The sequence below is a fragment of the Sulfitobacter sp. genome (genome assembly GCF_039977885.1).
Taxonomy (GTDB): domain Bacteria; phylum Pseudomonadota; class Alphaproteobacteria; order Rhodobacterales; family Rhodobacteraceae; genus Sulfitobacter.
The window spans coordinates 274,334-295,663 of the sequence record NZ_JBDWCI010000003.1 but is presented as its reverse complement, the minus strand read 5'-3'; the positions used below and the strand labels follow the sequence as shown (position 1 = coordinate 295,663).

The window sequence follows — 21,330 nt, the reverse complement described above, 5'->3', positions numbered from 1 at the left end:
TATCATGACAACCCCTTCCCCCCGCGCCTTCGTCCCTTTCGTCAGTGTCGATCAGATGATGAAGCTGATCAACAACGTGGGCCTTGCGCCTATGATGCAGGGCATCTGCGACCGGATCGAAGCCGACTTCCGCCGCTGGCCCCTGTTTGACAAAACGCCCCGCGTTGCCTCCCATTCCGAAGTTGGTGTTATCGAATTGATGCCGACCTCGGACGGTGAGGTTTATGGCTTCAAATATGTCAACGGGCACCCTGACAATACCGCCGACGGCTTGCAGACGGTCACGGCCTTTGGCCTTTTGTCGGATGTGGCCACAGGCTATCCTGTCTTGTTCTCCGAGATGACCATCCTGACCGCATTGCGCACCGCTGCCACATCCGCATTGGCGGCACGGGTACTTGCCCCTAAAGGGTCTAAAGTCATGGCAATGATCGGCAATGGCGCACAGTCCGAATTCCAAAGCATCGCCATGCAAGCCATTGTCGGAATTGAAGAAGTCCGCCTCTACGACATTGACCCTGCGGCCACGGCAAAATGCGCTTCCAATCTCGAAGCCTCCGGTCTGCGGGTTGTATCCTGCGCCAGCGCCGAGGACGCGATCATGGGCGCGCAGATCATCACGACCTGCACTGCTGACAAGCAATATGCAACGATCCTGACCGACAACATGATTGGCGCAGGCGTGCATATCAACGCCATCGGCGGCGATTGCCCCGGCAAGACCGAGCTGGCCGGCGATATTCTGCACCGCGCTGACATCTTTGTCGAATACCCTGAACAGACGCGGATCGAAGGTGAGATCCAACAACTTGCCCCCGATCATCCCGTGACCGAGTTCTGGGAAGTTCTGACCGGAACGGCCAAAGGCCGCACTGATGCACGCCAGATCACATTGTTCGACAGTGTCGGCTTTGCAATCGAGGATTTCTCGGCTCTTTGCTATGTCCGCGAAGCCATCGAAGGAACCGACTTCTTCACACCGCTTGATATGCTGGCCGATCCTGATGATCCACGCGATCTGTTCGGCATGGTCAAACGCGCAGCAAGCTAACGCGCAGTCACATCGTGACCATAAAGCCAGTCAAACGCGCCCAGCATTCTGCGGGGCGCGATCCGGCTTCCTAACCGCAAAACGGTATGGGCCGCAAACCGGACTGGACCCGGCCGCAGATGATAACGCCATGCGTTGCCTTCTGCGGCTTTGATTACCCGCTTTACCCGCGGCTTGCGCAGGGCGGCGTAACGGTCCAGTGCCATGGCGTTTTGCGCCAATACCCACGCATCCTCGAGCGCCATATTCGCCCCCTGTGCCAGAAACGGCAGGGTCGGATGGGCCGCATCCCCTAACAACGCCACACCTCCCCCATGCCAGACCTCGGCCACAGGATGACGGTGCAACCCCCATAGGGTGGGTTGTTCGACGGCATGGATCATATCGCGGGCCATCCCTCCGAAACTGTCAAAGGCCGCGCGCAAATTTGCTGGATCATCGGGGTGGTTCCACCCTTCTTCCGCCCATGTCTTGCGCTCTTCTACCGCGACAAGGTTGATCAAACGCCCCTGCCGCAACGGATAGCTCACCAGATGTCGCCCCGGTCCCATGGTCACCATTGCCACATTCGCATGGTCAAACCGGTTCGGCACAACAGCCCGCCATGCGACCTGCCCCGTGAAAAACCCCGCATCCGGCCCGTTAAGGGCAACGCGGGCGCGTGAATGAATGCCATCTGCGCCCACCACCAGCTCTGCACGCCGCAGCGTGCCATCGGCGAGCTCGACTATCGGAACATCGCCGGGCAATACCTTGACCGCCTGCGCGCCAAACTCAAAGCTCACGTTTTGCTCGCGCGCGGCGCGCAACAGAACCTCGACCAGATCGGCACGGTGCATAAAATAATATTGCTGTGGGGCAGGCAACTGCCGAAGCTCAAGCCGCGCGACATCGCCTGCACGGTCATGGGCTTGCATGACAACGGCTTGTCCCTGCACAGCGCCCTTATCAAGCAATCGCTTATCAAGCCCCAGCGCGCGCAACACCGCCAGCCCATTCGGGCTGACCTGTAAGCCCGCGCCAACTTCGCGGATGGCGTCGGCCTGCTCCAGAATGGTCACCGCAACGCCGCACCGTGCAAGCGCCACCGCCGCGGCCAGACCTCCGATCCCGCCCCCCAGCACCAATGCATTGTTCAGGCCCATACGCCGCCCCCCTTAAACGAAAGGCGCTACAGTCTACACTGCAGCGCCCAGATCTTTTGTTTTCTTATTCCGCGTTCACTCGTCGCGGTGGACTTTCTCGCGGCGCTCGTGACGCTCTTGCGCCTCAAGGCTCATCGTTGCGATGGGGCGCGCATCCAGACGTTTGAGCGAAATAGGCTCTCCGGTCACCGAGCAGTAGCCGAATTCGCCCTCATCGATGCGGCGCAGTGCGGCGTCGATCTTACCGACAAGCTTGCGTGCGCGGTCACGGGTACGCAATTCAAGTGCGCGGTCCGTTTCCTCGGAGGCGCGGTCATTCACATCCGGAATGTTGCGCGTGCCATCCTTCATCGTCTCGATGGTATCACGACTTCCCGCAAGCAATTCGGTTTTCCAATCCAAAAGCTTGCGTCGGAAATATTCTACTTGCCGGTCATTCATGAACGGCTCGTCTTCGGCTGGACGATAATCATCCGGTAAATTGTTCTGCTGATTCACCTTGTCAGTCCCCTTGACGGTTTTCGACAGCGTCATTTGGAATCCCTCCTAACGACATCCTCATGGCGCGGTCTCTATACAACGCAAGTAAGATTGTCACTACTCAATCCTGCGCTATTATGAATGCAAGGGGGTACACCCCAAATCACACAGAGAGTTGATCACGATATGAAATTCCAAGGCACCGCAGATTATGTCGCAACCGATGACCTGAAGATTGCGGTAAATGCAGCGGTACAGCTCGAACGCCCGCTTTTGGTCAAAGGAGAGCCCGGCACCGGCAAGACAGAACTGGCCAAACAAGTCAGCGCCGCAATGGGCCTGCGGATGATCGAATGGAATATCAAATCCACCACCCGCGCCCAACAAGGCCTGTATGAATATGACGCTGTAAGCCGCCTGCGCGACAGCCAGCTGGGCGATGCCCGCGTGCATGATGTGTCCAATTACATCCGCAAAGGCAAACTGTGGGAGGCATTCGAGGCGGGCGAAAAGGTCGTTCTGCTGATTGACGAGATCGACAAGGCCGATATCGAATTCCCCAACGACCTGCTGCAAGAGCTCGATAAGATGGAGTTCTTTGTCTATGAGACGGGCCAAACGATCAAGGCCGACGTCCGCCCTATCGTCATCATCACTTCCAACAACGAAAAAGAGCTACCCGACGCATTTTTACGCCGCTGCTTTTTCCACTACATCCAATTCCCCGACATGGAGACTCTCAAAAAGATTGTCGAAGTGCACCACCCCGGCATCAAGGCAGATTTGTTGACCACCGCGCTCACCCAGTTTTACGAGATTCGGGAACAACAAGGGTTGAAGAAAAAGCCGTCGACGTCAGAAGTCATCGACTGGCTCAAGCTCCTGTTGGCCGAAGACATGGAGGCAAAGGATCTCAAAGCGGATGGTAGCTCTGCCCTACCCAAACTACACGGCGCGCTTTTGAAGAATGAACAGGATGTGCATCTTTTCGAGCGCTTGGCCTTTATGGCGCGTGGCGGCAGGTAAAACCGCGCCCGGCGGCGCAATCCCGTCAATCTGATCCGAATTGCGCCGCTGCATCGCCCGCGCACCGTTGGCCATCGCTATGGCTGCGTTGCGCCCGGTGCCTCATTTGCCTTACCTGATAATTCGCCCAAACGGCCCTCTTCCGCTCGTGATTGACCGCAATTCAAACTGTGGCTTTTTCACGTCACAACCTCTGGTGTGCCTCAATCCGGAAAATTTGCCCTGATTTTGCCTTAATTGCTCCCTACCGAGAACAGGTTGAGGGACGAAAAGATCTCCAATTGAAGCTCACAAGGGCAGGCAGGCAGAGTTATGAGTATCCAAAACGCACAGTATGTGCGCGCAGTAGAATCGCGTTTTTCAACTATTTTTGCGGCACCCGTTTGCGCCGGTGCCGGCGCATGAGATCGCGCAGTGCAAAATCCCGCATCGCATTGGCGCTTTCGATTGCGCTGAACGCATGTACCCCTACCACAGGGGGAGATGTGTCGCGCTTGATGACCCACAATGATAGCGCCTTCCCACCGGTCAAAGTGTTCGCCCATGGTGCGCCGGTCAGCCCTGTGCGTTCGAACAACGATCTGGCCCTCGATTTTATCGAATTGTCTTTCAAGCTGGAAAGCGGCCGCGAATTACCGATCCTGACCCGCTTTGAAGGGCCGATCACAGTGTCGGTTATCGGCAACCAGCCCCCTTCCCTGCAACATGACCTTAACCGGCTTTTGTCACGCCTGCGCAACGAAGCGCGGATCAACATCAGTCAGGTAAGCGCGTCGCAGCCCGCCAACGTCACCATCAACGCGGTATCGCGCAAAGACATCCGCAAGATGCTGCCACAGGCCGCGTGTTTTGTGGCCCCCAACGTCAGCACGATGGAGGAATATCGAAAAGCCCGCCGCACCAAAAAGGCCAACTGGTCCCAGCTGCGGCAACGGACCAAGCTGGCGATCTTCCTGCCCAATGACGTAAGCCCGCAAGAAGTGCGCGATTGTCTGCACGAAGAATTGGCGCAATCGCTTGGGCCGCTCAACGATCTGTACCGCCTGCCGGATTCCGTGTTCAACGACGATAATGTGCACACGGTTCTGACCGGTTTTGATATGCTGATGCTGCGGACCTATTATTCACCCAAGCTGCACAATGGCATGAGCCGCGGACAGGTGGCGGCAACCCTGCCCCATATCCTACGCGACATTAACCCGCAGGGCGAACACACCCGCGCCCGTTTTCTCACCCGTACACCGCTCCCGTGGAAACGCGCCATTGAAACCGCCCTTGGTCCCGCCTCCAAAAACAGCGAACGCCAAGCCGCCGCCCAAGAGGCGCTCCGCATTGCCGGCGTAATGGGTTGGCAGGATCAACGCCGTGCCTTTGCCCATTATGCCATGGGCCGGGTTCTACAACGTAAAAACCCCAAAGCCGCGCAGCAACACTATGAAATGGCCAAGAAATACTATGCTGCGACCCCCGGCACACGGCTGCATCAAGCCTATGTGGCGACACAGCTGGCCGCCTATGCCATCAGCCAAGGCTCAGGCACCCAAGCCATGCGCCTGATCGCACCCCACATTGAAACCGCGCGCGCAAATGAAAATGCCGCATTGCTGTCAACGCTATTGCTGCTGCGCGCCGAAGCGCTGGATCTTGAAAACCGCACCGCCGAAGCAGAGGCCGTCCGACTGGACAGTTTGGGATGGGCACGCTACGGATTTGGCTCTGATTGGGCCGTCCGGGCCAAGCTGCGCGAGATATCATCGCTTAGCCCGCTGAAAGGACACCTGTAACTTAAAAGGGCATTGTAATGATAGTAATCGTGCTGGCGACACTGGGCGCGTTCATCGGGGGAACAACCGCCCGCAAACGCAACGGCAACCGCAAGGATATCGCCCAATACGCCGTAGGTTATGGCATGGCTTTCCTTATCGTTGGCATGTTCGCGACTGTGATCATTGACCGTCTGATCAGCTAATGTTCCTGCCGTTTTTCGAGCAGCTGCGCGCCCATAAAGTTCCCGTTTCCATGCGGGAATTTTTGGCGTTCCTCGATGGCATGTCCGCGGGGCTTGCCACCTATGACGTCGAGGCGTTCTATTACCTCGCCCGCGCCAGCATGGTTAAAGACGAACGCAACATCGACAAATTCGACCGCGCCTTTGGCGCTGCATTTTCCGGCTTAAAAAACATCACCTTGGACGAGGTTCTTAAAGCGGTTGATATCCCCGAGGAGTGGCTGCGCAAGATGTCGGAAAAACATCTGAGCGCCGAGGAAAAAGCCGAGATCGAAGCTCTTGGCGGCTTTGAGAAACTCATGGAGACACTCAAAGAGCGGCTCAAGGAACAAGAAGGCCGTCATGAGGGTGGCAACAAATGGGTGGGCACGGGTGGCACCTCTCCCTTCGGGGCTTATGGGTATAATCCCGAAGGCGTGCGCATCGGCCAGAAAGAAGGCCGCCATGGCCGCGCTGTCAAAGTCTGGGATAAACGCGAATTCAAAAACCTTGATGACAGTGTCGAACTGGGCACGCGCAACATTAAGGTCGCCCTCAAACGTTTGCGCCGCTGGGCCCGTGATGGCGCCAACCAAGAGCTTGATCTGGGCGGCACCATCCGCTCGACCGCCGAGCAAGGCTACCTCGACGTCAAAACCCGCCCGGAGCGGCGCAATGCGGTCAAGGTTCTGCTTTTTCTCGACGTTGGCGGCTCGATGGATCCGCATATCAAGGTGGTTGAAGAGCTGTTCAGCGCCGCACGTTCCGAATTCAAACATATGGAGGTCTTCTACTTCCATAACTGCCTCTATGACGGCGTCTGGCGCGACAACCGCCGCCGCTGGGACGCGCAAACCCCGACTTATGAGATCCTGCGCACCTATGGCGCCGACTACCGCTGTATCTTTGTGGGCGATGCCAGCATGTCCCCCTATGAGGTCGCCTATCCTGGCGGCGCGAATGAACATTGGAACGCCGAGGCAGGCTCGGTCTGGCTGAACCGCGCACGCGAGCAATGGAAATCCAATCTGTGGATCAATCCGGTGCCTGAAAAATACTGGCCCTACACCCAATCCATCGCCATGGTGCAGGAAATTTTTGGCAGCGACGCCATGGTCCCCATGACCCTCGAAGGGCTGTCACGCGGCATGAAGGCCCTCACGCAATAACAGCCGTGCGTGCGCCTTGTTTCGTTGCAAAACTGCGGCGGAATAGCTAGTTATATAGCAACCCACGAAATCCCGAGTTCCCACCTACCTGCCTCTGGCTTTCAAAGAAAATATATCCCGTGCCCTGAGGAACTCCTTGATGCTGCCATTTGACATAGACTGGGTTTCAAACCTACGCGAATTCATCACCCTGCTTGTGGTGATTGATCCCGTGGGCACGATACCCGTCTATCTGTTTGCGGTCTCAAGCGTGCCCAAACACCTCCACCGCCGTTTCGCCATCCGCGCTATTGCCATTGCCACGCTGGTGCTGCTGGCCTTTCTTGTGGGAGGTCAAGTGGTGCTTGAAACGCTTGGGCTGCGGCTTGGCTCGTTTCAGATTGCCGGTGGCGTGATCCTGTTCCTGTTTGCGCTCTCTATGATTTTCGGCGACTCCAAACCCCAAACCGAGATTGCCGATGCCGAACGGGACCATCTCTCGGGTGCGGTGTTTCCCCTCGCCATGCCGTCGATCGCCTCTCCCGGTGCGATGCTGGCGATCGTCATTCTTACCGAAAACAGCACCAACACCGTTGCCGAGCAGGCCACCACAGCTGTGCTGCTGGTGCTGGTTTTGTGTCTCACACTTGGTCTATTGCTTGCCGCGAATATCGTGCACCGGCTGATTGGCGATACCGGTGCATCCGTGATCTCGCGGGTGATGGGGATTATCCTCGCCACTATTGCAGTCGATGCGATCCTTGCGGGGTTTGATACGCTGGATATTTTCGAGGTTGCCCCGCCCGCCAGCTCAACCCCGCTCAGCGGCGAAACCGGATGATCAAAACCATCCCCATCCTGCTTGCCGTGCTCTACGGCCTTGCCATGTACCGGTTTTCGGTCTGGCGCACCGCCCGGGAGCTGGATGAGAAATCCACCGTGCTGGCCGACCCTAACCTGACCGAGATGAGCAAGCAGCTGGCACATGCGCTCGACCTGCCCCGGATCAAAGTCCACATTTACGAAATCGAACCCGTGAACGGGCTTGCTGCCCCTGATGGCCGCATTTTCATTACCCGCGGGTTCTATAACAAGTTCCGCACAGGAGAGGTTACAGCGCAAGAGCTGGCCAGCGTCATCGCCCATGAGCTGGGCCATGTGGCGCTTGGGCATTCGCGCCGCCGGATGATTGATTTCTCGGGGCAAAACGCCATGCGTGTGGCCCTTGGAATGGTGCTGAGCCGGATCATCCCGGGCATCGGTATGTGGATCGCCAATGCGCTGACCTCGTTGCTTGCGGCCAAACTGTCGCGTAGCGATGAATTCGAGGCAGATGCCTATGCGGCCGCGCTTTTGACCAAGGCAGGTATTGGCATAGGCCCGCAGATTTCACTTTTTCAAAAGCTGGACGCCCTGACAAAATCCAGCGGAGGCCGCGCCCCAGCATGGTTATTGACCCATCCAAAAACAGAAGAACGGATTGCTGCCCTCACCGAAATGCAGGTAAAATGGCAAGAATAAACAAAACCTTAAAGCGCAAAGCTATTGCGACTTATTAAGCTGTCAAAGCCTTCCCCAAACGCGGCAGACGCGCCTTTTTCATCAACGCGCGCAGGGTCCAATCCTCACCCGACAAACGCCGTGCTTCGGCCAGAACAGCCTGCCCAACTGCGCTCACGGCTTCGGGTGCTGCATGGAAATGGCCCAGCAGAAAGGCATCCGGATCATTCCGGCTTAGCCCCTCTTCGGCCAGAATACCGCGCGGGAAATCCTTGGCATTCATGGTGATGATACCCTCGGCATTGCCATGCACAGCAGCTGCCAGAACGTGAATGTCATTCGCATCAGGCAACCACAGCCGCGCCTCAAGCCCCGCATGCGGTGCAACGCTTGCCTTGGGAAAGGCCGCCTCGATCATGGCAATTTCACCGCGTGCAATGGCCTCACCCTGCGGGCCCAGTTTGCGCGCGGCAAGGGCCCATTCCTCAAGGATGCGGGGAGACCACAGGGGCGTGTAGGCCCCTGTGCGTGCAACGCCCAGCAACATCTCCCGCATCACAGTGGGATAGATCACGCAGGCATCCAGTAACATCTTCATCGCGTTACAGGTGGAAGAACAGCGATTTGAGATATCCGGTTTCAGCCAATTGCGGCAACTGCGGATGGTCCGCACCTGCAAAACCGCTGTGGATCAGCGACGGTCTGCGCCCCGCGCGCCCGATCCCGCGCACCGAGGCACTGCGGAAGGCTGTCAAATCAGCGGCATGGCTGCACGAACACAGACCCAGAATACCACCCTCGGCCACCAATGGCGCCGCAAGTCGGGCAATACGCTCATAGGCGCGCAAACCCGCCTCAAGCGCGGGCTTAGCCGGAGCGAAAGCGGGTGGATCACAGATCACAACGTCAAATTCGGCACCCTCGGCGCGCAAGGCGGTCAATACGTCAAACGCGTCGCCCTGACTGGTTGTGACCTTATCCGCCACTCCCATCGCTGCCGCACCCTGTTCGGCCAAGGCCAACGCCGGCCCCGATCCATCCACGCAAAGCGCCGAAGATGCGCCCGCCGCCACAGCCGCAAGGCCAAAGCCGCCAACGTGAGAGAAGACATCAAGCACCCGCGCACCTTTGCGCGCCAGATCGGCTGCAAAGGCATGGTTGGGACGCTGGTCATAGAAAATGCCGGTCTTTTGCCCACCGGTCAGGTCGGCCATATAGGTCGCCCCGTTCATCTGCACCGGCACGGCCTCAGTTGGTGCGGCCCCTGCCAGAACGCCGCTCACGTCATCAAGCCCCTCAAGGCTGCGCGTGCGGCCCGAGGCATTTTTGAGCACATTCACAACACCCGTCACCTCGATCAACGCCGCCGTCAGCGGCTCGATCAGCGCATCAGACCACGCCGCGTTCGGCTGGATCACGCAAGTATCGCCAAAGCGGTCGATGATCACACCGGGCAATCCGTCTGCTTCGGCATGGACCAACCGGTAGTAAGGCGCATCAAACAACCGTTCACGCAGGCCAAGCGCGCGACGTAAACGGGTGGCCATCCACGCTTGGTCAATCACCGCCTCGGGGTCGGCATCCAGCATCCGGCAGATGATTTTTGAATTCGGGTTTACCGTGACCACGCCCAAAGGCTGGCGAAGGCTGTCCTCAAGCACCGCAATCGCTCCGGCGGCAAGGCCTTTGGTGCGACGGTCCGTGACCAGTTCATTTGCGTAAACCCAAGGAGCACCATGCCGGATGGCACGTGCATTCGCCTTTGGCATAAGGCGTACAACGGGAAGCGGGGCGGATGTGGGAAAGGGCGCTGTCATAGCGCCCTTCCCTAATTGGTATATCAGCCAAGTGAAAGCCTAGAGTGCGCTTACACGCTGGTAAAAGGCAGGCGTCGCCTTTGAATAGGTCTCGGGGCGCATCAGTTGCTGGCGGATAACTTCACCCAAGTGACCGGAAATACGGACCTTTTGCGTCAGCCCATTGGCTTCGGCGGTTTTTGCCTGCTGGCCACCGAATGCGGCAAGATCCGTGTCCACGCGGCGCGGTTCGGACAGGAATTGGCCGGTTGTTGCATCGCGTACGGCCATATTGAATACAACATGGTGCACGCCACCGACTGTATAACGGGCTTTTTCGCTCAAGGAATGAAACCGCACGAGCTGAATATCAAGGATCACAGGATTCGGCCCCTGAAAGCTGGCTGTGCCGGTGGTCATTGCATCATACACAATGCGCGCGACCTGCTCATGGCGGTTGCCGATCGCATCACCACGCCACACGATATCACCGGGCGGGTAATAACGGTTTGCCTCCGATACTTTCAGGCTGGTTGGCACGCTGACGTTGATCTTGGCCACATTGATCTGACGCAGGATCGCCTCGGGCAGGATCGTGCGGGCGGCTTGGGTGCTGTCTGTTACACGGCGCACTGACGTATCTTCGCGCAGGTTCAACGCAATATTGTCGTGAATTCTGGTGCCTTGAACGATGCGCGTTTCCTGAGACTGGAACGGCACGCTGCGGGTCACAACATCACTGACACCACAAGCACTCAGAAACGCGCCAATGCTCAAAGCGCATGCAAATTTGATCATCTTCATCTCGTTACTCCTCGGGGTCAGCGACCGTGACTTTGTTACTGGAACGCTTTTCACCGGTGATTGAGGCGGGTTTGAGACAAAATAGCGCCGTACTTGGCGTAAATTTGCGGTATTATCCCTTTCTTTAGACTTAGTTGCTAGGCGGGCGCGCTGATCGCCCCCGCAGGATCAGTCCCGTTTGCGGCTGCGCCAGCCACCACGACGGCGCGGCGTGGCGATTGTGTGCAGCCCTTCGGTCAGCACGTCGGTCATCGGATGTGCCGCATCCTGCCCATATACCGCCAACAAGCTACGCAGTGCCGCATGGGTGTCGCGCCCCTGTGTCAAACTCAGCGCCCAATCCAGAAAGATCGTGCGGCACTCGGGCTTTGTGATCCCCTCAATGCGGTAGGCTTCAAAGATAAGCCCCTTCGGGTCATCGGGCGAGGATTTATCCATCAATCAGCTCCTGTAATATAGGGGGCAAGTGCCGCGCTGATGACGGCATCCGCGCGCGCATAGGTCTGTAACAACTGCGCCTCCAGACCGTGGCTTGTATCGCATTCCCCGAACGGTGCCATTGCCGTCAGCAAAAAATGCAGCGTCGCATCGCGCAACTGGTCCAGCTTCAGCGGCACGGATGACAGCAATCGCGTGGCCGATTGCAGCCCCCACAACACCGCATAAGCCTCATCTAGCACCGCCTGACCCTGTGGATCAATCAATCCCGCCTGTGCCGCCGCGGCCAGCCCTGCGGGGATATCGCAGGCCACCATGCCCCCGATCAATGCGCCTGCTTGCGCAAAGAGTTCGATATCTTGCAAGCGTCCCGCGCCGATCTTGGCATCCAGCACACCACTTGCGGATTTCGCAGCAGCGATCCGTGCCCGCATCTGCGCAGTCTCGCGGCAGACATGGGCTTTGTCACGGGGCATGCGGACGACCTCTTGGCGCAATGCCTCGACCGTCTTTCCAAGCGCGGCAGGGCCGGCAACCACCTCCGCACGGGTCAGTGCCAGATGCTCCCACACCCATGCTTGGGTCCGCTGATAACTCTCGAACGCATCTACCGATGTCGCCACCGGCCCTTTATTGCCCGAAGGACGCAGCCGCAAATCCAGCTCGTACAGCCGGCCTTGGGCCATGGGGGCGCTCATGGCGGTAATCATCGCTTGGGTCAGCCGCGCGTAATATTGCCGTGAGGCTAACGGGCGCGGCCCCTCCGAGGCTTCGACCCCGTCCGCATCATAGACCACAATCATATCCAGATCGGATTGCGCCGTCAGCCTCCCCGCTCCTAGTGAACCCATGCCGACAATCACTGCCCCCTTACCCGGCGGCGGTCCGTGACGGCGCGCGATTTCGGCAATCACCACAGGCCAAAGTGCACAGAGCACCGCGCGCGCCAGATCGCTGTATTGTGCAGCCGCTGTTGCGCCATCTGTCAGCCCGCGCAGGTGATGCACGCCGACTCGAAAATGCCATTCGCGCGCCCAGCCACGGGTGCTGTCGAGCTGTGTCTCGTAATCATCCAGTGCGCCAAGCCGGGCCGACAGCTCGTTGGTCAGCGCCGCCTGCCCGGGCCAGTCGGCAAAGAAATCCCCGCCGATCACCGCATCCAACACACCTGCGTTGCGCGACAGATGTGCCGCCAGCATGGGCGAGACTGTTACAATTGTAATCAGCAAATCCGCCAGCTGCGGGTTGGCCTTGAGCAACGAGAATACCTGCACCCCCGCGGGCAACCCCGCAAGGAAGCCGTCAAAGGCCAGCAGCGCCTCGGCGGGTTTATCGGCCTGCGCCAACCGCGCAAAAAGCTCGGGCTTGAGCTGTGCAAACAATTCGGCCCCGCGTTCAGAGCGCAGCGCCGGATAGCTGTGCCAGCGCGCAACCACGGTTTCGTCGAAAACATGCGCAGGCTCGGCCACGGGCGAGGCCGTGTCGGCAAAAAAGCCTTCGGTAATTTCGTGCACCGCACTTAGGCGCTCACGCAGCTCATGCTCAAGCGCGCTTTGGTCCATATCCATCATCGCGGCAATCCGCGCCATGCCTTCGGGCGATTGCGGCAAGTTATGGGTTTGCGCATCGCGGACCATTTGCAACCGGTGCTCGACTGTGCGGTGGAATGTGTAATGGCTGCTCAGCTCGCGGGCGGTATCTTTGGGCACCCAGCCTTTGGCAGCCAGCAATGCAAGCCCCTCTTTGGTGCCGCGCACCCGTAGTTCTGCGTCACGCCCCCCCGCGATCAACTGACGTGTCTGGGTGAAAAATTCGATCTCGCGGATGCCGCCACGGCCCAGTTTCATATTATGTTCCGGCAAAGTGATCGGCCCGCCCAGCCCCTTATGCGCGCGGATCGCGAGGCGCATGTCATGGGCATCCTGAATGGCGGCAAAATCCAGATGCTTACGCCAGACGAAAGGTGTCAGCGTTTCCAGAAAATCCGCCCCCACGGCCAGATCACCGGCACAGGCGCGAGCCTTGATATAGGCCGCGCGCTCCCATGTGCGACCAAGGCTTTCATAATACCGCTCGGCGGCAAGCACACCGACACAAACAGGGGTCACAGATGGATCCGGACGCAGTCGCAAATCGGTGCGGAAGACATAGCCATCGCCGGTGATCTCGCTCAGGCTGGCGGCCATGGCGCGGGTGGCCTTGATCAGCCCCGCGCGGGCCGTCTGGAAGTCCTCCAGACCATAGCGGTCTTCGTCAAACAGACAGATCAGATCAATGTCGGACGAATAATTCAGCTCTCCCGCGCCCATCTTGCCCATGGCCAGCACTGTCATGCCACCCCCGGTCTGCGCATCTTGCGCCGTCATACCCGGCAGCTTGCCACGCTTGATCTGCGCGCCTACCGCCTCGCGCAGCGCTGCCTGGGTCGCGGCATCCGCATAATCGGTAAGCGCGCCAGTCACCTCTTCCAGCGACCATGCGCCCCCCAGATCGGCCAAAGCAGAGAGCAGCGCCACACGCCGCTTGCCCTGTCGCAAGCCCGCCTGCAATCCCGGCCCCTCCAGCGTTCCGGGCATGGCCAAAACCTGCGCAAGCGCGGCCTTGGGGGCCTGCACGGCCTCTTGCAACCATGCGCCTTCTTGAACGACAAGCCGCGCGAGATAAGGGGCCAAAGCCGCTGTCGCACCGATAAGCGGGCGCAGATCAGCATCGAATTGTGCCAATTGCAGATCGGCATCAGCCTGTGCGTCGGCACGAGAGCAACGGGTAAGCAATGCGGCAAGTGTTTTTTCAGTCATACCGCACAGTTGCCCCTCACTGCTGTGCCGTCAATGGCTTTTCTCTTGCCCACCACAAGCCTCAACACCCTGTTTTTATAATTGTATTCTCCGCAATGTAAAAAACATTCACATTCATCCTTGTAAAAAACTGCAAGCTTCCCAAATTGAATGATGTGAAGGGCATTAACATTGAGGTCTTTCACCGGTGAAGCGCCCCACCCACGGTGGCAGCACACCGCATTCCGAAAGGGACCTAAATGACCACATTGAGTAACACTGCCTCCTACACTTCCCGCAGCACGCATAGTGAAAGCTGGCTCAAACGCACCGAGAGCTGGCTTGATGCGCGGGGCAAAGGCGCGTGGATCGCGGCAATGGTGCTGGGGTTCATCTTTTTCTGGCCGATCGGCCTTGCCCTGCTGGGGTATATGATCTGGAGTAAACGTATGTTTTCATCTGCCACACGCCAATGCAGCCGCCATGCCGTACACATGAGCCGCCCCACCGGCAACGCCGCCTTTGACGCCTATAAGGCCGACACGCTGCGCCGCCTCGAAGAAGAGCAAAGCAGCTTTGAGGGTTTTCTTGAACGCCTGCGCGAAGCCAAGGACAAGTCAGAATTCGACGCCTTCATGGACGAGCGCGCGCGCCGCAAGGACACCCCTGCGGAAAAGTAACCGCCTTGACATCACCAACGCACCCTCCCACCTGTGGAGGGTGCATCTGCCCTTTTCGTCCCCATTCCTATCAAGAGAACCACATGACCCCTGACCCAGAACTCCAGCCCGATTTCTACGATGGTGTCCCCAGCAAACGCCTGTTGGCATGGGTTGCGGATGCCGTGATTATCGCAGGTCTCACGCTGTTGGTGATCCCGTTCACGGCCTTTGTGGGTCTGTTCTTTTTGCCATTTCTTTATCTGGTGATCGGTTTTGCCTACCGTGTCGTTACCCTTGCGCGCGGATCGGCCACTTGGGGTATGCGCCTGATGGCAATTGAACTGCGCCGTCCCGATGACCGGCTCTTTGACCTTGGCTATGCGGTTATGCACACGCTCGGCTACAGCTTTTCATTGGCCGTTGCACCGCTACAGCTTGTCTCGATTGTGCTGATGCTCAGCACCGAGCGCCGTCAGGGCCTGACCGATCTGGTCCTGGGCACGGTGGCTCTTAACCGCCGTAGCTAAGGCACTGCCGGAACTTCGCTATTTTTGGGGATTGCGAAGTGGCCTCCGAGCGTTATCTTGTTAGTACCCCCAGCCGGACATTTCGTTTTTATGCGCCACACTCTTCCCATTGCTCCCCAATTCTACGTCACTGCGCCGCAACCTTGCCCGTATCTCGAAGACCGGATGGAGCGAAAGCTGTTTACGGCCTTGCAGGGCGAGAATGCAGAAAAGCTCAATAACAGCCTGTCGGCCCAAGGCTTCCGGCGCAGCCAGAATGTACTTTATCGTCCGTCTTGCGCGGATTGCGCCTCTTGCCTGTCTGCCCGCATTGATGTGGCGCGATTTAAACCCACAAAAAGCCAGCGCCGCACCCTGAACCGCAACACCGGCATCACACGGCGCCCCACGTCACCCTGGGCCACCGAGGATCAATACGATCTGTTCCGCCGCTATCTGGACAGCCGCCACGCAGACGGCGGTATGGCCGATATGGATGTGTTCGAATTCGCCGCCATGATCGAGGAAACGCCGATCCGCAGCCGCGTCATCGAATATACCGATACCGAAACCGGCGAGTTGATTGGCGTTTGCCTGACGGATGTCTTGGGCGACGGGGTCAGCATGGTATATTCGTTTTATACCCCCGATCGCCCGCGCGACGGGTTAGGGAATTATATCATTCTTGACCACATCGACATCGCGCGCAGCGCGGGCCTGCCTTATGTCTACCTTGGCTATTGGGTGCCCGGCAGCCCCAAGATGGGGTATAAAGCTAAATTTTCCGGCCTTGAGGTGTTTATGGGCGGCCAGTGGAACCCGATGCGCGATCCCGAAAACTTCACCTCTGAGGATCACCCGCTCAACAATGATCCCATCGCTGAACAAGTGGCCAATATCTCGCTGCCAGACCTCACGCCGCGCCGCTGATGAACCTGCGGGCAGCCTGTGCTGAACGCTTTGCATACACCAGTTGCCGGTTTCGAGGCAGGTTCACAAACGATGGTTTTCGGGCGGCCTAAACGCCCGATATGACTGCGCGGGATTGATGCCCGCAGTATAGGCTACTGTCGCCTGTTTCCATTCAACCGTTTAATTTTGGCCTCGGTTTCGGCTTGCCTATTGGCTTTGTCAAATTGGTGTACTGCAAACTGCTGTTTTCGCGCCTGTGCTAGGACCCTTGATGCAGGCCAGCAATGTCTTACGCCCAACGTAATTGATATAGCGGCCGCTAAAACCACCCCAAACGTAAAAAGGGCACCCCTGGAGGTGCCCTTTTTGATTTTTAACTTAGCCGATTATCAATTCGGGATCAGGTCCGGAATGATCGTCACGATCGACGGGAAGAACCACAGTAGGGCAAGACCGGCCACCTGGATCAACACAAACGGGATAATACCGCGGTAGATGTGCTGTGTCGTGACACTCGCCGGTGCAACGCCGCGCAGATAGAACAGCGCAAAGCCGAAGGGCGGGGTCAGGAAGGAGGTCTGCAAGTTTACCGCAATCATGATGGTCACCCATTTTGGATCGAAAGACCCGCCATAGATCACCGGACCCACGATAGGCACAACGATGTAGATGATCTCGAGGAAGTCGAGCACGAAGCCCAACACGAAGAGCACCAGCATCACGATCAGGAAGACCTGCAATTCGTTATCAAACGATTTCAGGAACTGCTGGATGTAATGCTCACCACCAAAACTGATGACCACAAGGTTAAGCAGCTGCGACCCGATCAGAATGGTGAATACCATCGAGGTCACTTTTGCTGTCTCGCGGACAACCGGCGTCAACACACCATTGGTGTAGAGGATCCAGCAGCTGAACAGCAGACCGAACACCGCATAGAGGTAGGCACCGTAGGAGACAAAGAACGCCACCCAGTTCTCAAAGCTGACATCGTCTTGGTTGATGCGCAGATCGAAATTCACGCCCACAAGAATACAGATGATGATCGCCATGGTGGACCAGATGATGACCTTGGGGGAACGGTCCAGATCCGTCAGCTTGCGGTAGGCCGCCAGCATGATCGCGCCCCCTGCCCCAAGTGCGGCCGCCGGTGTCGGGTTGGTGATCCCGCCAAGGATCGAACCCAGCACAGCAACGATCAGAACCAGTGGCGGGAACACCACGCGGATCAGTTCGTTCTTGCCGCAAAGTTTGGTGCCATAGACGACCCCGTACATCACCGCGACAAACGGCAGCGCCATGAGAACAACCATGGTGCCCGGTGTCGTTGTCGGGCTCACCAGTACGATATCCACCAACAACAGCAGCACGACACCGATCCCACCGATCAACAGCGGCTTGGCGTCAGACGAAGGCGATACACCGCGTGCAGTGGTCATGATCAGCGTCAGCAGGATCATGATGATCGCAATACCTGTCCCGATAGGAGCAGCATTGGCGATCTTTTCCGCCTGTGCTTCGGCAAACTGTTCGTCGGTCAAACGCTCGCTGACCGCCAGACCGCCGGCATCGTCGATCACCTTTTGCTGTTCCAGCGCAAGGTCCCAACGCTCTTGGCCGTGCAGCTCGATCATCGCCGCCTTACACTGGTCATTCACATTTGTGCGCAGCGTGGCGGATTCACCGATGTCCGAAAAGCTGGAAACCCGTGTATCTTGCGAGCCGACAATCCCGAGGTTGCCCAGAACGATTGTCCCGACGATAACCAGCACAGGCGCGCCAACGAACCATGTGAAAGCTTCCGAACGCGATACAGGTTCTGCATTGGTCGAACCCATCGGCACGGCCGGTGCTCTGCTTGGGTTGAACACCGCATAGCCAAGCGCATAAAGCGCATAGAGCAAGGCAAGCATGATACCGGGCAGCAGCGCCGCCTGGAACAATGTGCCCACGGATACAACCGCTGGCTCACCCAGATAGGTCAACGCATCGGTACAGCCAAAGGATGCCGCGCGGGCCTCTTGTGCGGAGGAGTACAAATCACCTGCCAATGTCCCCAACAGAACGATCACGATCGAAGGCGGAATAATCTGCCCCAATGTGCCCGAGGCCGCGATGACCCCTGTTGCCAGCTCGGGTGAGTAGTTGTTGCGCAACATTGTAGGCAGGGCGAGCAGACCCATCGTCACAACAGTCGCACCAACGATACCGGTAGAAGCCGCAAGGAACGCGCCCACAACCACAACCGACACGGCCAAACCGCCCGGCAGCGGGCCGAATACTTTGGCCATCGAGGTCAGAAGATCATTCGCAATCTTGGAACGCTCAAGTGTGATACCCATCAGAACGAACATCAGCACAGCCAGCAATGTCTCGATGGATTGCCCCGCCAGAACACGCTCGTTCATGCGGTTCACAACAAAGGACACGTTGCGGTCCATGGCAACCTGCCAGCCCTGCGGGAACACGGATTCCGCGACCCTGGGTAAGTCAGGATACCTGAAGGACGATATCGTATCCTCCTTGATGCCCGAATTAACCAATGCGCGGAACGCATCAGAAGACGTATCGACAGCTTGGTGGATTAACAGACCCGCACTGTCCAAGCCCGCGATAATACCGAAAGAAATCATGCCTGCCCCACCGATGGCGAATGCCACCGGGAAGCCCGACAAAATGCCGCCGAACAGGCAGACAAATACAATAATCAGGCCAACTTCGACCCCATCCAGACCAAAAAACATCAGTGTGCCCCCTCATAGGCTTCTTCGCCTTCGCCAAGGGTATCCTTGTCGAGATATTTACCAGCGCTCTCTTCGCCTTCACACAGTTCGCACCACGAGCGGTAGAAGATCGCAATTGCCTGCAGAATGACCATTACGCAGAATAGGCAAAGCAGGATTTTGAACAAAAAGTAGCCGTTGAAACCATTGGGCGAGAAGCCGATTGTCTCTACGTTCCACTTGAGCAGGCGCGCCTTGCGCAGCAGCAGCTCCAGCTTGTCAGAGGCCGACGGGTTCGGTGTAACCAGATGACGCCACAAGAAGAACCAGCCATAAAGCCATGTTACCAAAGCAAAAGGCAGCATGAAGAACACAGCGCCGAACATATCCACAATCTTTTTGGTGCGGAATTTCGCACCGGCATAGAACAGATCAACCCGTACATGGCCGCCCTGCACAAACGTGTAGGCCACGCACATGCACACGACCAATGCGTTATACAGCTTTAGCTCTTCGGCAAACCAGCTGATGTCGAATTGCAGCGGGATACCAAAACCGATCGAAATATCGGGCCGTGTAAAAATCCGCTGCATGAAAATGATGATGATCTGTTGCAGAACCATCAAAAGCCCTGCCCATGCAAATAGCCGGCCAACGCCGTTGGAGAAGCTTTCCAACCCGCGCACCATGCCCCACATGAACGCGCGTTTGCGCATGCCGATGGCAGTGATGATCACCAATGCGGTGGCGAGAACGAAAAACAGCTCGATCGACGCGCCGTAATAGATAAAGCGCATCATCGCCTGCGGATCAGACCAGTTCAGCCACATTCCCGGCTGCAAGATCGCAGCAAAGAAATTGTAAAAGGCTTCCAGCACGTTGCCTATCACAAACTGGTGGAATCCGCTGTCCTGGAATTTATCGAGGCAGCTGAGGTCCGCGCCCTCGGCTGCACGGAAAAATCCCGAACATACAATATCGTCAGCCATGTGTCCCCCTCCCCGGAGTTGGTTCATCGGCGCGCTTTGCACCGATCAGGGGCGGCTTTGGCCTGCCCCTTGGTTATGCCTAGAGTGTAAGACCGCGCAAATTGCGCGGCCTTGATCCCGAAAACCGGAAGATCATCGGGAGGTTTCTCCCGATGATCCTGTTCTCGATTACTTGAGGTTGGCGCGGACGCGCTCGCGTTGCTCAACATAGAGGCCATCGGACTTCTGCAGCCATTCAGCAGAAGAAGTCAGCGATGCTTCAAAGCTGTTGCGTGTTTCGGCAAACAGATCATCGCTCATATTTTCGTCAAGCACTTCAGCAGAAGCCTGACCGAACGCATCCCATACATCGTCAGTGAACTGCATGGTTTTGACGCCCTGCTGTTGCAGACGCGACAGCGCCGCACCGTTGTTGGCCAGTGTTTCTGCCAATTGGGTGTGAGTTGCGGCCATCGCGGAATATTCGATGATTTTCTGATGTGCTGGTGACAGGTCGTTGAACACGTCAAGGTTCACAGCAGAGTTCAGCGACGAACCTGGCTCGTGGAAGCCCGCAGTGTAGTAGACTTTTGCAACTTCCTGGAAGCCGGCACGCTCATCCGCGAATGGGCCAACCCACTCCAGACCGTCCAATGCGCCCGAAGACAGCGCTTGATAAAGCTCGCCACCGGGGATGTTCTGAACGGATGCGCCCAGTTTACCCAGAACCTTGCCGCCCAGACCTGGCATACGGAACTTCAGACCGTTGAAGTCGGCTGCGGAGTTGATCTCGTTGCGGAACCAGCCACCGGACTGGGAACCCGAGTTACCAACCATGAAGGATTTCAGGTTAAAGATTTCGCCCAGCTGGTTGTGCAGCTGGTGACCGCCACCGTGGTGGTACCAGTTGAACATTTCCTGCGCTGTACCGCCGAAAGGTACGGCTGTGTAGTAGGCATAGGCCGGGTGCTGGTTGATGAAATAGTAATCAGCAGAGTGATACATGTCTGCTTGGCCCGAGGACACAGCGTCAAACACTTCAAACGCGCCTACCAGCTCGCCGGGGGCTTTTTTCTCAACGGTCAGCGTACCGTCGGACATTTCGTTGATCATGTTGTTGAAATATGTGGCCGCATCGTCCAGCACGGCAAAACCGCGTGGCCATGATGTAACCATTGTCAACGTGCGCTTACCTTGTGCGTAAGCTGGTGCTGCGAGCGTTGTCGCTGCGGCGGCTGTACCGCCCATTGCAGATGTCTTCAAAAATGAACGACGATCCATATTAGTATCCTCCCTGGATTTATTTCACCCGCACAGAATCGGTTAGAATTCGTGCGAGATGTTTCAAGTATGTGAACCTTACCCGTACGCGTGCGTTTGAAAATACCTACTACTGCGTAGTCCACG

Annotated in this window: 20 protein-coding genes; 10 read left to right on the top strand and 10 right to left on the bottom strand. The window is 57.6% G+C overall.

What is annotated here, in order from left to right; all coding sequences use genetic code 11:
* Positions 1-4 precede the first annotated feature (4 nt).
* Positions 5-1,051 (top strand): ornithine cyclodeaminase, encoded by a 1,047-nt coding sequence (locus ABJM03_RS02020; RefSeq protein ID WP_348415213.1) that lies wholly within the window; start codon positions 5-7, stop codon positions 1,049-1,051.
* On the opposite strand, the gene ABJM03_RS02015 is transcribed toward ABJM03_RS02020, so the two are convergent.
* On the bottom strand, positions 1,048-2,196 hold the full coding sequence (locus ABJM03_RS02015; protein WP_348415212.1) for an FAD-dependent monooxygenase: 1,149 nt from the start codon (positions 2,194-2,196) through the stop codon (positions 1,048-1,050). The two genes, ABJM03_RS02020 and ABJM03_RS02015, sit on opposite strands and share 4 nt — an antisense overlap.
* 75 nt (positions 2,197-2,271) lie before the next feature.
* Positions 2,272-2,730, bottom strand: coding sequence for an RNA polymerase-binding protein DksA (dksA, locus tag ABJM03_RS02010; RefSeq protein WP_348415211.1), 459 nt, complete (start codon positions 2,728-2,730; stop codon positions 2,272-2,274).
* A 132-nt stretch (positions 2,731-2,862) separates the two neighbouring features.
* Here dksA and ABJM03_RS02005 point away from each other — a divergent pair, with 132 nt between their 5' ends.
* From ABJM03_RS02005 to ABJM03_RS01980, 6 genes are all read left to right on the top strand, one after another.
* The gene (locus tag ABJM03_RS02005) at positions 2,863-3,702 is read left to right on the top strand and encodes a MoxR family ATPase (protein WP_348415210.1); all 840 of its coding nucleotides are present in this window, start codon (positions 2,863-2,865) and stop codon (positions 3,700-3,702) included.
* 401 nt (positions 3,703-4,103) lie between these two features.
* Positions 4,104-5,486 (top strand): DUF2927 domain-containing protein, encoded by a 1,383-nt coding sequence (locus tag ABJM03_RS02000; protein ID WP_348415209.1) that lies wholly within the window; start codon positions 4,104-4,106, stop codon positions 5,484-5,486.
* A gap of 17 nt (positions 5,487-5,503) precedes the next feature.
* A complete protein-coding gene (locus tag ABJM03_RS01995) occupies positions 5,504-5,671 on the top strand; it encodes an apolipoprotein acyltransferase (RefSeq protein ID WP_348415208.1) in 168 nt (55 codons plus the stop codon).
* Positions 5,671-6,858, top strand: coding sequence for a VWA domain-containing protein (locus tag ABJM03_RS01990; RefSeq protein WP_348415207.1), 1,188 nt, complete (start codon positions 5,671-5,673; stop codon positions 6,856-6,858). Before ABJM03_RS01995 ends, ABJM03_RS01990 begins: the two co-directional genes overlap by 1 nt.
* A 139-nt stretch (positions 6,859-6,997) precedes the next feature.
* Entirely contained in the window at positions 6,998-7,678 is a 681-nt protein-coding gene (locus ABJM03_RS01985) for a MarC family protein (protein WP_348415206.1), read from the top strand.
* Entirely contained in the window at positions 7,675-8,358 is a 684-nt protein-coding gene (locus ABJM03_RS01980; protein ID WP_348415205.1) for a M48 family metallopeptidase, read from the top strand. The genes ABJM03_RS01985 and ABJM03_RS01980 overlap by 4 nt, the downstream gene beginning before the upstream one ends.
* Before the next feature lie 34 nt (positions 8,359-8,392).
* Here ABJM03_RS01980 and ABJM03_RS01975 read toward each other — a convergent pair whose 3' ends face one another.
* The 5 genes from ABJM03_RS01975 to ABJM03_RS01955 all read right to left on the bottom strand — a co-directional run bounded on the left by ABJM03_RS01975 (position 8,393) and on the right by ABJM03_RS01955 (position 14,173).
* Entirely contained in the window at positions 8,393-8,935 is a 543-nt protein-coding gene (locus tag ABJM03_RS01975; protein ID WP_348415204.1) for a PIN domain-containing protein, read from the bottom strand.
* Between the two features lie 4 nt (positions 8,936-8,939).
* A complete protein-coding gene (locus tag ABJM03_RS01970) occupies positions 8,940-10,154 on the bottom strand; it encodes a class I SAM-dependent rRNA methyltransferase (RefSeq protein WP_348415203.1) in 1,215 nt (404 codons plus the stop codon).
* A 39-nt stretch (positions 10,155-10,193) separates the two neighbouring features.
* Complete coding sequence (locus ABJM03_RS01965) at positions 10,194-10,937, bottom strand: DUF6778 family protein (protein WP_348415202.1); 744 nt, start codon at positions 10,935-10,937, stop codon at positions 10,194-10,196.
* A gap of 168 nt (positions 10,938-11,105) precedes the next feature.
* Positions 11,106-11,375 carry a hypothetical protein gene (locus tag ABJM03_RS01960; protein WP_348415201.1) on the bottom strand — a complete coding sequence of 90 codons (270 nt, stop codon included), beginning with the start codon at positions 11,373-11,375 and terminating at the stop codon, positions 11,106-11,108.
* Positions 11,375-14,173: a glutamine-synthetase adenylyltransferase gene (locus tag ABJM03_RS01955; RefSeq protein ID WP_348415200.1), complete on the bottom strand. Its 2,799-nt coding sequence runs from the start codon at positions 14,171-14,173 to the stop codon at positions 11,375-11,377. The genes ABJM03_RS01960 and ABJM03_RS01955 overlap by 1 nt, the downstream gene beginning before the upstream one ends.
* Before the next feature lie 239 nt (positions 14,174-14,412).
* Between ABJM03_RS01955 and ABJM03_RS01950 the strand changes: the two genes are divergently transcribed.
* The 3 genes from ABJM03_RS01950 (at position 14,413) to ABJM03_RS01940 (ending at position 16,250) form a co-directional block, all read left to right on the top strand.
* Positions 14,413-14,832, top strand: coding sequence for a DUF2852 domain-containing protein (locus ABJM03_RS01950; protein WP_348415199.1), 420 nt, complete (start codon positions 14,413-14,415; stop codon positions 14,830-14,832).
* Between the two features lie 83 nt (positions 14,833-14,915).
* Positions 14,916-15,341: an RDD family protein gene (locus ABJM03_RS01945; protein WP_348415198.1), complete on the top strand. Its 426-nt coding sequence runs from the start codon at positions 14,916-14,918 to the stop codon at positions 15,339-15,341.
* Positions 15,342-15,431: 90 nt separating this feature from the next.
* Positions 15,432-16,250 (top strand): arginyltransferase, encoded by an 819-nt coding sequence (locus ABJM03_RS01940; protein WP_348415197.1) that lies wholly within the window; start codon positions 15,432-15,434, stop codon positions 16,248-16,250.
* 371 nt (positions 16,251-16,621) lie between these two features.
* On the opposite strand, the gene ABJM03_RS01935 is transcribed toward ABJM03_RS01940, so the two are convergent.
* The 3 genes from ABJM03_RS01935 to ABJM03_RS01925 all read right to left on the bottom strand — a co-directional run bounded on the left by ABJM03_RS01935 (position 16,622) and on the right by ABJM03_RS01925 (position 21,204).
* Positions 16,622-18,976 (bottom strand): TRAP transporter large permease subunit, encoded by a 2,355-nt coding sequence (locus ABJM03_RS01935; protein ID WP_348415196.1) that lies wholly within the window; start codon positions 18,974-18,976, stop codon positions 16,622-16,624.
* Positions 18,976-19,944 carry a C4-dicarboxylate ABC transporter permease gene (locus ABJM03_RS01930; protein ID WP_348415195.1) on the bottom strand — a complete coding sequence of 323 codons (969 nt, stop codon included), beginning with the start codon at positions 19,942-19,944 and terminating at the stop codon, positions 18,976-18,978. Before ABJM03_RS01930 ends, ABJM03_RS01935 begins: the two co-directional genes overlap by 1 nt.
* Before the next feature lie 168 nt (positions 19,945-20,112).
* The gene (locus tag ABJM03_RS01925; RefSeq protein WP_348415194.1) at positions 20,113-21,204 is read right to left on the bottom strand and encodes a TRAP transporter substrate-binding protein; all 1,092 of its coding nucleotides are present in this window, start codon (positions 21,202-21,204) and stop codon (positions 20,113-20,115) included.
* Positions 21,205-21,330 lie beyond the last annotated feature (126 nt).

Bases quoted from the DNA above. Each gene is read 5' to 3' on its own strand.
- ABJM03_RS02020 (WP_348415213.1), top strand. From the start codon at position 5: ATGACAACCCCTTCCCCCCGCGCCTTCGTCCCTTTCGTCAGTGTCGAT.
- ABJM03_RS02015 (WP_348415212.1), bottom strand. From the start codon at position 2,196: ATGGGCCTGAACAATGCATTGGTGCTGGGGGGCGGGATCGGAGGTCTG.
- dksA (WP_348415211.1), bottom strand. From the start codon at position 2,730: ATGACGCTGTCGAAAACCGTCAAGGGGACTGACAAGGTGAATCAGCAG.
- ABJM03_RS02005 (WP_348415210.1), top strand. From the start codon at position 2,863: ATGAAATTCCAAGGCACCGCAGATTATGTCGCAACCGATGACCTGAAG.
- ABJM03_RS02000 (WP_348415209.1), top strand. From the start codon at position 4,104: ATGAGATCGCGCAGTGCAAAATCCCGCATCGCATTGGCGCTTTCGATT.
- ABJM03_RS01995 (WP_348415208.1), top strand. From the start codon at position 5,504: ATGATAGTAATCGTGCTGGCGACACTGGGCGCGTTCATCGGGGGAACA.
- ABJM03_RS01990 (WP_348415207.1), top strand. From the start codon at position 5,671: ATGTTCCTGCCGTTTTTCGAGCAGCTGCGCGCCCATAAAGTTCCCGTT.
- ABJM03_RS01985 (WP_348415206.1), top strand. From the start codon at position 6,998: ATGCTGCCATTTGACATAGACTGGGTTTCAAACCTACGCGAATTCATC.
- ABJM03_RS01980 (WP_348415205.1), top strand. From the start codon at position 7,675: ATGATCAAAACCATCCCCATCCTGCTTGCCGTGCTCTACGGCCTTGCC.
- ABJM03_RS01975 (WP_348415204.1), bottom strand. From the start codon at position 8,935: ATGAAGATGTTACTGGATGCCTGCGTGATCTATCCCACTGTGATGCGG.
- ABJM03_RS01970 (WP_348415203.1), bottom strand. From the start codon at position 10,154: ATGACAGCGCCCTTTCCCACATCCGCCCCGCTTCCCGTTGTACGCCTT.
- ABJM03_RS01965 (WP_348415202.1), bottom strand. From the start codon at position 10,937: ATGAAGATGATCAAATTTGCATGCGCTTTGAGCATTGGCGCGTTTCTG.
- ABJM03_RS01960 (WP_348415201.1), bottom strand. From the start codon at position 11,375: ATGGATAAATCCTCGCCCGATGACCCGAAGGGGCTTATCTTTGAAGCC.
- ABJM03_RS01955 (WP_348415200.1), bottom strand. From the start codon at position 14,173: ATGACTGAAAAAACACTTGCCGCATTGCTTACCCGTTGCTCTCGTGCC.
- ABJM03_RS01950 (WP_348415199.1), top strand. From the start codon at position 14,413: ATGACCACATTGAGTAACACTGCCTCCTACACTTCCCGCAGCACGCAT.
- ABJM03_RS01945 (WP_348415198.1), top strand. From the start codon at position 14,916: ATGACCCCTGACCCAGAACTCCAGCCCGATTTCTACGATGGTGTCCCC.
- ABJM03_RS01940 (WP_348415197.1), top strand. From the start codon at position 15,432: ATGCGCCACACTCTTCCCATTGCTCCCCAATTCTACGTCACTGCGCCG.
- ABJM03_RS01935 (WP_348415196.1), bottom strand. From the start codon at position 18,976: ATGTTTTTTGGTCTGGATGGGGTCGAAGTTGGCCTGATTATTGTATTT.
- ABJM03_RS01930 (WP_348415195.1), bottom strand. From the start codon at position 19,944: ATGGCTGACGATATTGTATGTTCGGGATTTTTCCGTGCAGCCGAGGGC.
- ABJM03_RS01925 (WP_348415194.1), bottom strand. From the start codon at position 21,204: ATGGATCGTCGTTCATTTTTGAAGACATCTGCAATGGGCGGTACAGCC.